A 13,597-nucleotide genomic window follows, 5' to 3' on the forward strand; every position below is an offset into this window, starting at 1 on the left:
GACAGGAGACTGACATGAGCCATCTGCTCGATCGCCTAAATTTCTTTCAGTCCAAGGAATTGGACACGTTTTCCAACGGGCATGGCCAGACCACCCGCGAGAACCGCGACTGGGAGGACACCTATCGCAAACGCTGGCAGCACGACAAAATCGTCCGCTCGACCCATGGTGTGAACTGCACCGGATCCTGCAGCTGGAAGATCTACGTCAAATCCGGCATCGTGACCTGGGAGACCCAGCAGACCGACTACCCGCGCACGCGCCCCGACCTGCCGAACCACGAGCCCCGTGGCTGCGCGCGCGGTGCGTCGTATAGCTGGTATCTGTATTCCGCGAACCGGGTGAAGAACCCGCTGGTCCGGGGCCGGTTGATGAAAGTCTGGCGCCGCATGCGCGAGACGATGTCGCCGATTGCCGCCTGGACGGCGATCCAGAATGACCCGATCCTGCGCGAATCTTATGTCAAGACGCGTGGCAAGGGCGGCTTCGTGCGCGCCACCTGGGACGAGGCGACCGAAATCACCGCCGCCGCCAACGCCTATACCGTCAAGACCTACGGCCCTGACCGCGTGTTCGGCTTCTCGCCGATCCCGGCGATGTCGATGATTTCCTACGCGGCTGGCTCGCGCTATCTGTCGCTGCTGGGCGGCGTCTGCATGTCGTTCTATGACTGGTATTGCGACTTGCCACCGGCCAGCCCGCAGACCTGGGGCGAGCAAACCGACGTGCCGGAATCGGCCGACTGGTATAACTCGGGCTACCTGCTGCTCTGGGGCTCGAACGTGCCGCAGACGCGCACGCCCGACGCGCATTTCTACACCGAAGCCCGCTACAAGGGCACCAAATCCGCCGTCATCTGCCCCGACTATTCCGAGGCCGCGAAATTCGGTGACGTCTGGCTGAACGCCAAGCAGGGCACCGACGCGGCACTGGGCATGGCCTTTGGCCACGTCATCCTGCGCGAGTTCCACCTGAACCGTCAGGTGCCGTATTTCGACGACTACACCCGCAAATACTCGGACTTCCCGATGCTGGTGAAGCTGGAGGAAAAGGACGGACGCTTGATTCCGGGCCGCTTCCTGCGGGCGGATGATCTGGACGGCAAACTGGGTGAAACCAACAACCCCGACTGGAAAACCGTCGCCTGGGATGAGACCTCGAACGGTCTGGTCGCGCCGAATGGCTCGATCGGCTATCGCTGGGGACAAGAGGGCGAATGGAACCTCGAGGAGCGCGCCGGCAAGGCTGACACGCGTCTGAAAATGTCGCTGGTCGACGACGCCGACCATGACGCGGTTGTCGAGGTTGATTTCCCGTATTTCGGCGGCCAGGCCGTTGGCCAATTCGCCACCGACGCGACACACCCCGACGTGTTGCCGCGCAACATCGCGGTCAAGAAGATCCAGACCGCCGAGGGTGAAATCCAGGTTGCCACCGTGTTCGACCTGTTCTGCGCCAACTATGGCCTCGATCAAGGGCTGGGCGGCGACTGGGTCAGCAATGACTTTGGCGATGATTTGCCCGGCACGCCGAAATGGGCGGAAAAGATCACCGGCGTCAAAGCCGACAAGATCATCCACGTTGCCCGCGAATTCGCCAGCAACGCCGAAAAGACCAACGGCAAGTCGATGGTCATCATCGGCGCGGGGATGAACCACTGGTTCAACATGGACATGAACTACCGTGCGGTCATCAACATGCTGGTGATGTGCGGTTGTGTGGGGCAATCCGGCGGCGGCTGGGCGCACTATGTGGGCCAGGAGAAACTGCGGCCACAAACCGGCTGGCAGCCTGTGGCCTTCGCGCTCGACTGGATCCGCCCACCCCGCCACATGAACTCGACCTCGGCGTGGTATGCGCACACCGACCAGTGGCGCTATGAGACGCTGACCTCGGGCGAAATCCTGTCACCGACCGCGCCAGAGGGCGATTGGGACGCCAGCCTGATCGACTACAACATCCGCGCCGAGCGGATGGGCTGGTTGCCGTCTGCACCGCAGTTGCAAACCAACCCGCTTGAAGTGGTCAAGGCCGCCAAAGCCGCGGGCAAAGAGGTTCCGGCCTATATCGCCGAGCAGCTGAAATCCGGCGCGCTGAAAATGTCGTGCGAAGACCCGGACAACCCGGCGAACTGGCCGCGCAACCTCTATGTGTGGCGCTCGAACCTGCTGGGCTCCAGCGGCAAGGGGCATGAGTATTTCCTCAAGCACCTGCTGGGCACCGATCACGGCGTGATGGGCAAGGATCTGGGCGAAGAAGGTGGGCAACTGCCCAAGGAAGCCGTCTGGCACGAAGAAGCGCCGCGCGGCAAGCTGGACCTGTTGGTCACCATCGACTTCCGCATGTCGACCACCTGCGTCTACTCGGACATCGTTCTGCCAACCGCGTCCTGGTACGAAAAGGACGATATGAACACGTCCGACATGCACCCGTTCATTCACCCGCTGCAAGCGGCCGTGGACCCGGCGTATGAGAGCAAGTCCGACTGGGAAATCTTCAAGGCGATTGCCAAGAAGGTGCAAGAGGTTGCGCCCGAGATTCTGGGCAAGGAGCAGGATGTCGTCGCACTCCCACTGCTGCACGACACACCCACCGAATTGGCGCAGGATCAGGTCAAGGACTGGAAAAAGGGCGAATGTGACCTGATTCCGGGCAAGACCGCGCCGAGCTTTGTCGTGGTCGAACGGGATTACACCGCGATCTACGATCACTTCGTCTCGGTTGGTCCGTTGCTGAACAAACTGGGCAACGGCGGCAAGGGCATCACCTGGAACACCGAGGTCGAGATCCAGAACCTCGCAGACCTCAACGGCGTTCACCTTGACGGTGCGGCAGCGGGCCGTCCAAAGATGGAAACCGCGATTGACGCCTGCGAAGTGGTGCTGATGCTGGCCCCTGAGACCAACGGCGAAGTGGCCGTGAAGGCCTGGCAGGCGCTGGAAAAAGCCACGGGGCGCGAGCATGCGCACCTGGCCGAAGGCGAGCATCACAACAAGATCCGCTTCCGGGATATCGCCGCGCAGCCGCGCAAGATCATCTCCAGCCCGACCTGGTCGGGGATCGAGAGCGAGAAGGTCAGCTATAACGCGGGCTATACCAACGTCCACGAGTTGATCCCATGGCGCACCCTGACGGGCCGTCAGCAGCTCTATCAGGATCACCTGTGGATGCGCGCCTTTGGCGAGGGCTTCATGTCGTACCGGCCTCCGGTCGATCTGAAGACGATCACCAAGGACGTGCTCGATGAGGGCGATAGCCTGGTCCTGAACTTCATCACGCCGCACCAGAAATGGGGCATTCACTCCACCTATTCCGACAACCTGTTGATGCTGACGCTCAACCGGGGCGGCCCGGTGGTCTGGCTGTCCGAGGTGGATGCGAAATCGGTCGGGATCGTCGATAACGACTGGATCGAGCTTTACAACGTGAACGGCGCGCTGACGGCGCGGGCGGTTGTCTCGCAGCGGATCAAGGAAGGCACGACCTTCATGTATCACGCCCAAGAGAAGATCGTGAACACGCCCGGCTCTGAAAAGACCGGCAATCGCGGCGGGATCCACAACTCGGTGACCCGCACGGTTCTGAAGCCAACCCATATGATCGGCGGCTATGCCCAACTGTCCTATGGCTTCAACTATTACGGAACCGTTGGCTCGAACCGTGACGAAATGGTCGTGGTTCGGAAAATGAAGAAGATCGACTGGCTCGATGATGAAGCGACCAACCTGGAGGCCGCAGAATGAAAGTCCGCGCACAAATCGGCATGGTGCTGAACCTCGACAAATGCATCGGGTGTCACACCTGCTCTGTCACCTGCAAGAACGTCTGGACCACCCGCGAAGGGGTCGAATACGCCTGGTTCAACAACGTTGAAACCAAGCCGGGCCTTGGCTATCCAACCGATTGGGAAAACCAGAAACGGTGGAATGGCGGCTGGCAGCGCACCAAATCCGGCAAGTTGCAGCCCAAGCAGGGCGGCAAATTCCGGATCCTGGCCAATATCTTCGGCAACCCGGATCTGCCCGAGATCGACGACTACTATGAGCCGTTCGATTTCGACCACGACCACCTGAAATCCGCGCCGGAAATGAAGGCCTTCCCGACCGCTCGCCCCTATTCCAAGATCACCGGCGATCGGATCGAGAAGATCGAGAAAGGCCCGAACTGGGAGGAAATCCTGGGCGGTGAATTCGCAAAGCGGTCGGAGGATTACAACTTCGAGGGCATTCAGAAACAGATGTATGGTGAATACGAAAACACCTTCATGATGTATCTGCCCCGCCTGTGCGAGCATTGCCTCAACCCGGCCTGCGCCGCGTCGTGCCCCTCGGGCGCGATCTACAAGCGCGAGGAGGACGGGATCGTCCTGATCGACCAGGAGAAATGCCGTGGCTGGCGGATGTGTGTGTCCGGCTGCCCCTACAAGAAGGTCTATTACAACTGGTCAACCGGCAAATCCGAGAAATGCACGCTGTGCTATCCGCGCATCGAATCGGGTCAGCCGACGGTCTGTTCCGAGACCTGCGTGGGTCGTATCCGCTATATCGGCGTCATCCTGTACGATGCCGACATGATCGAGGCCGCCGCCAATACGCCGGATGAAAAGGACCTCTATGACGCTCAGCTGAAGGTGTTCCTGGACCCCAAGGACCCCGAAGTGATCGCCGCCGCGCGTCGCGATGGCATCCCCGAGGACTGGATCAAGGCGGCGCGCGAAAGCCCGATCTGGAAGATGGCGATGGACTGGAAAGTGGCCTTCCCGCTGCACCCAGAGTATCGCACGCTGCCGATGGTCTGGTATATCCCGCCGCTCTCGCCGATCCAGAACGCCGCCGAGGCGGGTCAGATTGGCGTCAACGGCGACATGCCCGACGTTCGGTCGCTGCGCATTCCGGTGCGCTACCTCGCCAACCTGTTGACCGCCGGCAAGGAAGAGCCCGTCGTCACCGCGTTGGAGCGGATGCTGGCGATGCGGTCTTACATGCGGGCCAAAACCGTGGATGGCGTGATCGACGAGGGCCTCGCGACCCGCGTGGGCCTGACCGGGGTGATGATCGAAGATATGTACAAGATCATGGCCTTGGCAGATTACGAGGATCGCTTTGTCATCCCGACCACGCACCGCGAGCAGGTCGAAGACGCCTATGACATCAAGTCGGGCTGCGGCTTTACCGATGGCAATGGGTGTTCGACGGGCATCAGCAAAGGCAACCTGTTCGGCGGCAAGAAACGGCCGTTGAAAATGCCGCAGGGGGTGATGTGATGGCTCTGGAGTTTGACCGTACCCTCAAGGCCCTGTCACTGGTCCTCAGCTATCCCAGCACCGAGTTGCAAGGGGCAATGCCGGAAATCGGCGGGGTCCTGGCGGCGGATAACCGCTTGACCGCCGCTGCCCGGCGCGCCTTGCGGCCGTTGGTCGAAACGCTGCGCGATACGGATATCTTCGAGCTGCAAGAGACCTTCGTTGGCCTTTTCGACCGCTCGCGCACCTTGTCGCTCAACCTGTTCGAGCACGTTCACGGCGAAAGCCGTGATCGTGGCGGCGCGATGGTCAGCCTGCTGGAAAGCTATCGCGAGGCCGGGTTCGAACCGGCCACCAGCGAATTGCCGGATCACCTGCCGGTTCTGCTGGAGTTCCTCGCAACCCGTCCGCAGGCCGAAGCCACCGAAGTTCTGGCCGACGCGGCGCATATCTTCGAGGCCCTGGCGACCCGGTTGGAGCGCCGTGAAAGCGTCTATGGCGCGGTGTTTGCGGCGCTCTTGCAGCTGTCAGGTGCCAAGCCGGACGCAGAAATCGTGGCCGAGCTTCTGGAACAGCCCGAGGATGACCCCAATGACCTGGAGGCCCTGGATGCGGTCTGGCAGGAAAGCGAAGTCACCTTCGGTCCTGATCCGAACGCCGGCTGCCCGGTGGGCCGCGACATGCTGGCCCGGATGGATATGCCCGCCCCCAAAACCTCAGACTTAGCTGCGGAATGACAGGAGACAGAGATGCATAACTTCTTTTTTTGGTATCTACCCCTACATCGCCCTGACGGTCCTGTTGATTGGCAGCATTGCGCGCTATGAAACCGAACCGTTCACCTGGAAGTCCTCGTCCTCGCAAATGCTGCGACGCAAGCAGTTGATCATGGGATCGGTCCTGTTCCACGTCGGCGTGTTGGTGATCTTCTTCGGTCACCTTGTTGGTCTGCTGACCCCGATCTGGTTCTTTGACGTGCTGGGCATCAGCCACGGCGCCAAGCAGATTCTGGCAGTGGTTGCTGGCGGTATCGCGGGCGTCATGGCGCTGGTGGGCGGTGGAATGTTGTTCCATCGTCGCTGGGTTGATCCGCGGATCCGCAAGACCTCCAGCTTTGCCGATATCGCCATTCTGGCGCTGTTGTTGGTGCAGTTGATCCTGGGGCTGATGACGGTGTTCATCTCGCTTCAGCATCTGGACGGGCATGAAATGACCAAGTTCATGACCTGGGCGCAGATGATTTTCACCTTCCGGTCGGGTGCTGCTGCACAGATCGCGGATGTGTCGATCATCTTCAAACTGCACCTGTTCCTCGGGTTGACGATCTTCATCTTGTTCCCGTTCACGCGCCTTGTGCACATGATCTCGGGACTGGCAGCGCCGATCCGCTATATCTTGCGTCCAGGATATCAGCTTGTGCGCTCGCGTAAGCACCCGGCGGAGTAAGCAGCATGAACAAACCGCTGTTCCCTGAAGTGGTGGTGAATGGCACGCCGATATCGTCGCTTGCGATATCGGCGGAGGCCCAGAACCACCCCGCGCCCAAGGGGAAACCCGGCGTGGCGTGGAAATCGGCCGCCCGCGCTCTGGTCCTGCGCCAGCTCTTGCTGGACGAGGCCTCGCGCCAAGGCCTGACGCCCGATCCGGCCGAGGTTGCCCCCGGCAAGTTCGAAACCCCGGAAGAGGCGCTGATCCGTGCCGTGACCGAGAACGGCATTTCGGTCGCAGCCCCCACCGAGGCCGAGATCCGGGAGGTCTGGGCGCAAGACCCGGATCGCTATGTTTCGCCGCCCCTGTGGGAGGTGTCGCATATCCTGTGCGCGGGTGACGATGGTGAGTCCCGCGCGGCCTTGATCGCGGCGGATGTCGCGCGCAACCCCCGGGCATTCACCTCGCTCGCGCGCGAGGTCAGCGATTGCCCCTCGGGTGCGCAGGGTGGCACGTTGGGGCAATTGCGCCCCGGCGACACGGTGCCCGAGTTCGAGGTGGCGTTGCGTAACCTGGCCGAGGGTGAGGCCACGACAACCCCGGTCAAGACGCGCTTCGGCTGGCATGTGATCCGCATGGATGGCCTGGCACCGGGCAAGGTGTTGCCATTCGAGATCGTCGCGCCCAAATTGGCAGAGGCGATGGAAAAGGCGCGCTGGACAGTCGCGGCCAAGGAGTTCACCGCCCAATTGATCGCCGCGGCTGAAATCTCGGGCCTGGATCTGACAGAGCCCGCCGCCGCGTAAACCACGCATGGGCCGCCGCGCAAGGTGTTGCGGCCCATCCCCTTCTGCCATTTGGCAGACCGGACAAAAGGCAATCTTCATGCTCAACGACCTCCTGGATGGCAATCGGCTGTGGTCGGCCAAACGGAACGCCGACGAGCCGGGCTATTTCGAGCGCCTCGCAACACGGCAAACGCCCGAGTATTTCTGGATCGGCTGTTCCGACAGCCGCGTTCCGGCCAATGTGATTTCCGGGCTCGATCCGGGGGAAGTATTCGTGCACCGCAATGTCGCCAATGTCGTCCATTCCGCCGACATGAATTTCCTCAGTGCGTTGGAATTTGCCGTCGATACGCTGAATGTGCGCGCGATCATCGTTTGCGGGCATTACGGCTGTGGCGGGGTGCGCGCCGCAACCGAGGATTTGCCGCATGGGCTGGCCGATCATTGGCTGGCGCCGATCCGCCGTCTGGCGCGCGCCTATGCCCTGGATTTGGCTCAGGTCAGCAATGTCGAGGACAAACGCGACCGGTTGGCCGAGTTGAACGTGGTCGAAGGGGTACGCCGTGTCGCCGAAACGCCCATTGTGCAGCGCGCCTGGGGGCGGCAGAGTGAACTTTCGATTCATGGTTTGATCTATGGTCTCAAAGACGGATTGCTGCGCGACCTGGGCTGTACCGTGACCACGCCAACGAGCCAGACCGAACCGCTGAACACAACAGGGTCAAGCTTCAATCCCATGACTGGAGACGCAAGATGACAATCGGATTTGTAATGGCAGAGGGTCGTGGCGCCACGGATATCATCCTGTCGCAGCTCGCGGCGCGCCTGGCGATGCAAGGGGTCAGGTTGGCGGGGGTGGTGCAGACCAACACCGACCGCCCGCAGGATCATCACTGCGATATGGATGTGCAGGTTCTGCCCGCCGGCGAGGTGTTCCGCATCTCGCAGGCTCTGGGTGCGGGTTCGAGGGGGTGCCGGTTGAACCCCGATGCTCTGGAGCGCGCCGTGATCGGTGTCGAGGCGGTTCTGGACGCGCAGACCGACTTGTTGATCATCAACAAATTCGGCAAGCATGAAGCCGAGGGGCGCGGGTTTCGGGAAACGATTGCCCGCGCGCTGGAGTTGGACGTGCCGGTCCTGATGGGGGTGAATGGCCTAAATCTGGCGGCCTTTCAGGAATTCGCGGGCGATCTGCCGGTGCAGATCCCGGCGACCGTCGCCGATTTGGAGCGCTGGGTGTCTGAGTCCTGCAAGTTGGCGTTGGCGGGCTGATCGGAATTCTTGCCGCATGTCCCACCGTGGGACATGCGGCAATGTCTTTGATATCAAGGGCTTCGCTTGCAGCGTTAACCGCTTGGTAACCTGTCACACGCCGGGTCAGATGGCGGCTACTGCCTGTGACAAGGCGTCGCGCACTTTGCCTGCAACGGCGTGCAGATCGGCGTTTTCGATGGCGGACATTGATGCGACCGGGTCAACTGCCGAGACCTCGACGCCGCCATCAACCTCGCGCAGGATCACGTTGCAGGGCAACATCGCACCGACGCGGGGCTCGACGCCAATCGCGTCGAAGGCCATGCCGGGGTTGCACGCGCCAAGGATGCGATAGCCGGGCATATCCTTGTCGAGCTTTTTCTTCATCGTCGCCTTCACGTCGATTTCGGTCAAGACACCGAACCCCTTGGCCTGCAAGGCAGCGCGGGTGCGGGCGTCGGCGTCGTCAAAACTGAAGCCGGTGAGCAGACGGTCGATAGTGTAAGCCATGGTTTCCCCTCTTGGTTGCTTCCCCTCAAGATGGGGGTCAGGGATGCGCGGAACAAGGTGACATAGACAAACGCCGCGCAAAGGGATTGCGCGGCGTCCGGTCAATGCATGGCTGACGAGGGCGGAAAACTCAGCCCTCGCTGAAGGTGTAGCTCTGGATTTCGCAGATGTTCACGCTGTCGGTGATCTCATCACCGTCCGCGAAAACCGCCTTGATGTCATACTCGCAGCCGCGATCATCGCTGATCGTGACGGTTCCCGAGTCGCCCGCGGCGAGGACTTCGGCGCCGAGAATGTCATCTTCCCAGTCTTCGGACGAGGTTGGCGACGCGTAGAATTCGGTCAGGACGACGCTGGTTTCGTTGCTGAGAACGAACGAGATGTCAGCCGCCATCGCGGGCAGCGCGGCAAAAGCCAAGGCGGCAGCCAGAGTCGCGGAGCGAAGCGCAGTCAGTGTCATGATGGTGAACCTTTTCAGGAACAGGGGTTAAGAGAAAGCCGATTGCTATCGCGAATTCCCGGCGCTGGGAAGTGGCATTTTCGCGTCTTTCCCTTAGCCCATGTAGCGCCCGTGCCCGACGTCAAACGCACGCGCCACGGACGCCGGATAGTGCGCCTCAAGGAACTCGGCAAAGCGCATCAACCATGGCAGGGACGGGTGATGGGCTTTTTGCAGGTGCCACGGAAAATACAGCCCTTCGGCCAGCTGGTCGGCCAAGGGGGCAAGGGTTTCCGGGGTCATCACCGCGAAAATATTGTTGTCGATCGTGCGGGTTTTCAACGCCGGTTCGCGGTACTTGCCATAAAGACCATGAGGCGTCAGACGCTCGGCGGGCGATAACCGATCAAACAGCATTTTCGGACCAACGCCAAATTTGTTGCCCGGGTTGCGGTATAATTGCAGATCATGGTGGATGATTGGCGCGCCGGGTTTCAGGAAGGGCAACAACGCCAGCGTGTCAAAGATCGGCCACGGGTGCTGATGGCTGGCATCAATGAACGCCATATCAAACGGCGCGTCGCCCGCCAGCCTGCGCAAATCCAGCGCCGTGGCCCCGGTATGCAGCGACACACGATCTGCGTGGCCAAAGGCCTCGATCAGGTATCCGACTGGTTTTGACGGGTCGAAATAGACCGTTTCCGCGACATCGAGGCTGTGGATCTCGCCGCCGCCATTCGCCGCCAGAATCTGTGCCATGATCCCGGTGGAAAACCCGGTGCAGCAGCCGATTTCAACGATGCGCTTGGGCTGATGTTGGGTCATCAGGTGGTGAATGAACACCAGATCATGCCCATCAATGGCCCCCATTCTGGGGGCCCAGTGACGGTTGAAGGCCTCGGCCAAGGCATCAGGGATGGGCCGAGGGGGTGTCGAAAACAGGGTGCTCACCGCGTGAATTTCTTGTGTTTCACGCGCTTCGGGTTCACCGAATCCGGGCCAAGACGGCGGATCTTGTCCTCTTCATAGGCTTCGAAGTTGCCCTCGAACCATTCGACATGGGCGTCGCCCTCGAAGGCGAGAATATGCGTACACAGCCGGTCGAGGAAGAAGCGGTCGTGCGAGATGATCACCGCGCAACCGGCGTAATCGTCGAGTGCGGCCTCGAGCGCTTGCAGGGTTTCCACGTCGAGGTCGTTGGTCGGCTCGTCGAGGAGCAGCACGTTGCCACCCTCGCGCAGGACCTTGGCGAGGTGGACGCGGTTGCGCTCGCCGCCCGACAAGACGCCGACCTTTTTCTGCTGGTCGCCGCCCTTGAAGTTGAACGCGCCGCAATAGGCCCGGCTGTTCATCGTCAGATCGCCGATATCGAGGATTTCCAGCCCGTCCGAGATTTCCTCCCACACGGTTTTATTGGGGTCGAGCGCGTCGCGCGACTGGTCAACGAACGCCAGTTGCACCGTGTCGCCAAAGGTCACGCTGCCCTCATCAGGCTGCAATTCGCCGGTCAACATGCGGAACAGCGTGGATTTGCCCGCACCGTTGGGGCCGATCACGCCGACGATGCCGCCGGGTGGCAGGCTGAACGACAGATCCTCGATCAACAGCTTGTCGCCCATCGCCTTTTTCAGACCCTCGACCTCGATGACCTTGCTGCCAAGGCGCGGGCCGTTGGGGATGATGATCTGCGCGGTGGTGACCTTTTCGCGCTCGGATTTCGACGCCAATTCATCATAGGCGTTGATCCGGGCCTTTTGCTTGGCCTGACGCGCCTTGGCCCCGGCGCGGATCCACTCGAGTTCACGCTCAAGGGTTTTCTGGCGCGATTTATCCTCGCGCGATTCCTGCATCAGACGCTTGGCCTTTTGTTCCAGCCAGGCGGAATAGTTGCCCTCATAGGGGATGCCGCGGCCGCGATCGAGTTCCAGAATCCACGAGGTGATGTCATCGAGGAAATAGCGGTCGTGGGTGACGATCAGGATCGTGCCGGTGTATTCGATCAGGTGCTTTTGCAGCCAGGCGATGGTTTCGGCGTCGAGGTGGTTGGTCGGTTCGTCCAGCAGCAGCATGTCGGGCGCTTCCAACAGCAGCTTGCACAGCGCGACGCGGCGCTTTTCACCGCCCGAGAGGCTGGACACGGCGGCGTCATCAGGCGGACAGCGCAGGGCCTCCATCGCGACGTCAATCTGGCTGTCGAGGTCCCAGAGGTTCTCGGCGTCGATCTCGTCCTGCAAGGCGGCCATTTCTTCGGCGGTCTCGTCGGAATAGTTCATTGCCAGCTCGTTGTAACGGTCCAGCTTGGCCTGCTTGGCGGCGACACCCAGCATGACGTTGCCGCGCACATCGAGGCTGTCGTCAAGCTGTGGTTCCTGCGGCAGGTAGCCGACCTTGGCCCCCTTGGCGGCCCAGGCCTCGCCGGTGAAATCCTTGTCCATGCCGGCCATGATGCGCAAGAGGGTCGATTTCCCCGAGCCGTTCACGCCGACAACACCGATTTTCACACCGGGCAGAAAGTTCAGGCGGATGTTCTCGAAACATTTCTTGCCGCCGGGATAGGTCTTGGACACGCCATCCATGTGGTAGACATACTGATAGGACGCCATCGAACGCTCCAGAATAACGGGAATTTGCGCAATCCCTACAGGGACAGGGGCAAAGCTGCAAGTCACCCCTCTTTTCCTCGGGCGCGGCATCTCGCATACTGGCCCGATTGAATTGGTATCGGCCCTGACGTGAAACCTGACACGCCCCTCATACTGGAGTCCCCCATGTCGCAGAATTTTCTGACCGGCGGCGGCATTATCCTGCTGCTGATCGCTGTCTTCATCATTGTTTCGATCTTTCTGGGGGTGCGGATTGTGCCGCAATCGCAGAAATATGTTGTCGAGCGGTTTGGGCGGCTGCGCTCGGTGTTGGGGCCGGGCATCAACCTGATCGTGCCGTTCATTGATACGGTGGCGCATAAAGTGTCGATTCTGGAGCGCCAGTTGCCCAACCAGCGCCAAGACGCGATCACCACCGACAACGTGCTGTTGCAGGTTGAAACCAGCGTGTTCTACCGGATCATGGAGCCGGAAAAGACCGTCTACCGGATCCGCGACGTGGATGCGGCGATCCTGACGACGGTGGCCGGGATCGTGCGCTCGGAAATCGGCACGATGGAGCTGGACGAGGTGCAGTCGAACCGTGGCCGTCTGACGACGAAAATCCGCGAGGCGATTGCCGATGTGGTCGATGACTGGGGCATCGAGGTGACGCGGGCCGAATTGCTGGACGTGAACCTCGATGAAGCCACCCGTGCGGCGATGTTGCAACAATTGAACGCCGAGCGGGCGCGCCGGGCCACGGTGACGGAATCGGAAGGCGCGTTGCGCGCGGTGCAATTGGCCGCCGACGGTCAGCTTTACGCCGCCGAGCAGCAAGCCAAGGCCAAGCGCGTCAGCGCGGATGCCGAGGCCTATGCGACGGGTGTGATCGCGGAAGCCATCGCCAAGAACGGCTTGGAAGCGGCACAATATCAGATCGCGCTGGCGCAGGTTGACGCCCTGATGAAGGTCGCGGTGGGCACCGGCAAACAGACGATCCTGGTGCCGTCGCAGGCGCTGGATGCGTTTGGCGATGCGTTCAAGATGTTGAAAGGACGCGGATAATGCTGGAAACGTGGTGGGTCTGGGTTGCCGCCGGCCTGGTGCTGGCGATCCTTGAGGTGCTGGTATCGGGTTTCCTGTTCGCGGGGTTCGCGGTGGGGGCCGTGATCACCGGGGTCCTGATCGGGCTGGGCATCCCCGGCTCTGGCTGGATGATGGCGTCACCGTTCAACGCGCTGGTGGTATTCGCGGTGCTTTCGGCGGTTGCGTGGCTGGCGATGCGCATGTTGGTGGGCGTGCGCCACGGGCAGTTGAAAAAGATCGACCGGGATATCAACGAGAACTGAGA

At 61.2% G+C, this 13,597-nt stretch carries 13 protein-coding genes; 9 read left to right on the forward strand and 4 right to left on the reverse strand.

What is annotated here, in order from left to right; all coding sequences use genetic code 11:
- The first annotated feature begins 14 nt into the window (after window positions 1–14).
- From VDQ28_RS09990 to VDQ28_RS10020, 7 genes are all read left to right on the forward strand, one after another.
- The gene (locus VDQ28_RS09990) at window positions 15–3,743 is read left to right on the forward strand and encodes a nitrate reductase subunit alpha (RefSeq protein WP_323035804.1); all 3,729 of its coding nucleotides are present in this window, start codon (window positions 15–17) and stop codon (window positions 3,741–3,743) included.
- Entirely contained in the window at window positions 3,740–5,263 is a 1,524-nt protein-coding gene (gene narH / locus VDQ28_RS09995) for a nitrate reductase subunit beta (RefSeq protein ID WP_323035805.1), read from the forward strand. Before VDQ28_RS09990 ends, narH begins: the two co-directional genes overlap by 4 nt.
- Entirely contained in the window at window positions 5,263–5,979 is a 717-nt protein-coding gene (gene narJ, locus VDQ28_RS10000) for a nitrate reductase molybdenum cofactor assembly chaperone (RefSeq protein WP_323035806.1), read from the forward strand. Before narH ends, narJ begins: the two co-directional genes overlap by 1 nt.
- A gap of 64 nt (window positions 5,980–6,043) precedes the next feature.
- Window positions 6,044–6,688 (forward strand): respiratory nitrate reductase subunit gamma, encoded by a 645-nt coding sequence (gene narI, locus VDQ28_RS10005; protein WP_416349363.1) that lies wholly within the window; start codon window positions 6,044–6,046, stop codon window positions 6,686–6,688.
- A gap of 5 nt (window positions 6,689–6,693) precedes the next feature.
- Window positions 6,694–7,476 (forward strand): peptidylprolyl isomerase, encoded by a 783-nt coding sequence (locus VDQ28_RS10010; RefSeq protein ID WP_323035807.1) that lies wholly within the window; start codon window positions 6,694–6,696, stop codon window positions 7,474–7,476.
- A 79-nt stretch (window positions 7,477–7,555) separates the two neighbouring features.
- Window positions 7,556–8,215 (forward strand): carbonic anhydrase, encoded by a 660-nt coding sequence (locus VDQ28_RS10015; protein WP_323035808.1) that lies wholly within the window; start codon window positions 7,556–7,558, stop codon window positions 8,213–8,215.
- The gene (locus tag VDQ28_RS10020; protein WP_323035809.1) at window positions 8,212–8,730 is read left to right on the forward strand and encodes a DUF2478 domain-containing protein; all 519 of its coding nucleotides are present in this window, start codon (window positions 8,212–8,214) and stop codon (window positions 8,728–8,730) included. The genes VDQ28_RS10015 and VDQ28_RS10020 overlap by 4 nt, the downstream gene beginning before the upstream one ends.
- Window positions 8,731–8,835: 105 nt before the next feature.
- Here the strand turns inward: VDQ28_RS10020 and VDQ28_RS10025 are convergent, their stop codons facing one another.
- The 4 genes from VDQ28_RS10025 to ettA all read right to left on the reverse strand — a co-directional run bounded on the left by VDQ28_RS10025 (window position 8,836) and on the right by ettA (window position 12,264).
- Window positions 8,836–9,222, reverse strand: a complete 387-nt coding sequence (locus VDQ28_RS10025; RefSeq protein ID WP_323035810.1) for a DUF302 domain-containing protein — start codon at window positions 9,220–9,222, stop codon at window positions 8,836–8,838.
- Between the two features lie 130 nt (window positions 9,223–9,352).
- The gene (locus tag VDQ28_RS10030; RefSeq protein ID WP_323035811.1) at window positions 9,353–9,682 is read right to left on the reverse strand and encodes a hypothetical protein; all 330 of its coding nucleotides are present in this window, start codon (window positions 9,680–9,682) and stop codon (window positions 9,353–9,355) included.
- 93 nt (window positions 9,683–9,775) lie between these two features.
- Window positions 9,776–10,612 carry a class I SAM-dependent methyltransferase gene (locus tag VDQ28_RS10035; RefSeq protein ID WP_323035812.1) on the reverse strand — a complete coding sequence of 279 codons (837 nt, stop codon included), beginning with the start codon at window positions 10,610–10,612 and terminating at the stop codon, window positions 9,776–9,778.
- Entirely contained in the window at window positions 10,609–12,264 is a 1,656-nt protein-coding gene (gene ettA / locus VDQ28_RS10040; RefSeq protein WP_323035813.1) for an energy-dependent translational throttle protein EttA, read from the reverse strand. Before ettA ends, VDQ28_RS10035 begins: the two co-directional genes overlap by 4 nt.
- A 165-nt stretch (window positions 12,265–12,429) precedes the next feature.
- On the opposite strand from ettA, the gene VDQ28_RS10045 reads away from it, so the two are divergent.
- Both VDQ28_RS10045 and VDQ28_RS10050 read left to right on the forward strand, forming a co-directional pair.
- On the forward strand, window positions 12,430–13,311 hold the full coding sequence (locus tag VDQ28_RS10045) for an SPFH domain-containing protein (RefSeq protein WP_323035814.1): 882 nt from the start codon (window positions 12,430–12,432) through the stop codon (window positions 13,309–13,311).
- The gene (locus VDQ28_RS10050; RefSeq protein WP_323035815.1) at window positions 13,311–13,595 is read left to right on the forward strand and encodes a hypothetical protein; all 285 of its coding nucleotides are present in this window, start codon (window positions 13,311–13,313) and stop codon (window positions 13,593–13,595) included. Before VDQ28_RS10045 ends, VDQ28_RS10050 begins: the two co-directional genes overlap by 1 nt.
- The last annotated feature ends 2 nt before the right edge of the window (window positions 13,596–13,597 follow it).

Source organism: Pararhodobacter sp., assembly GCF_034676545.1.
GTDB lineage: Bacteria > Pseudomonadota > Alphaproteobacteria > Rhodobacterales > Rhodobacteraceae > Pararhodobacter.

What these genes read in the sequence shown, in the direction of transcription:
- VDQ28_RS10025 (WP_323035810.1), bottom strand. Translation starts at nt 9,222, where the DNA reads ATGGCTTACACTATCGACCGTCTGCTCACCGGCTTCAGTTTTGACGAC.
- narH (WP_323035805.1), top strand. Translation starts at nt 3,740, where the DNA reads ATGAAAGTCCGCGCACAAATCGGCATGGTGCTGAACCTCGACAAATGC.
- VDQ28_RS10015 (WP_323035808.1), top strand. Translation starts at nt 7,556, where the DNA reads ATGCTCAACGACCTCCTGGATGGCAATCGGCTGTGGTCGGCCAAACGG.
- ettA (WP_323035813.1), bottom strand. Translation starts at nt 12,264, where the DNA reads ATGGCGTCCTATCAGTATGTCTACCACATGGATGGCGTGTCCAAGACC.
- VDQ28_RS10050 (WP_323035815.1), top strand. Translation starts at nt 13,311, where the DNA reads ATGCTGGAAACGTGGTGGGTCTGGGTTGCCGCCGGCCTGGTGCTGGCG.
- VDQ28_RS10020 (WP_323035809.1), top strand. Translation starts at nt 8,212, where the DNA reads ATGACAATCGGATTTGTAATGGCAGAGGGTCGTGGCGCCACGGATATC.
- VDQ28_RS09990 (WP_323035804.1), top strand. Translation starts at nt 15, where the DNA reads ATGAGCCATCTGCTCGATCGCCTAAATTTCTTTCAGTCCAAGGAATTG.
- VDQ28_RS10045 (WP_323035814.1), top strand. Translation starts at nt 12,430, where the DNA reads ATGTCGCAGAATTTTCTGACCGGCGGCGGCATTATCCTGCTGCTGATC.
- VDQ28_RS10030 (WP_323035811.1), bottom strand. Translation starts at nt 9,682, where the DNA reads ATGACACTGACTGCGCTTCGCTCCGCGACTCTGGCTGCCGCCTTGGCT.
- narJ (WP_323035806.1), top strand. Translation starts at nt 5,263, where the DNA reads ATGGCTCTGGAGTTTGACCGTACCCTCAAGGCCCTGTCACTGGTCCTC.
- VDQ28_RS10010 (WP_323035807.1), top strand. Translation starts at nt 6,694, where the DNA reads ATGAACAAACCGCTGTTCCCTGAAGTGGTGGTGAATGGCACGCCGATA.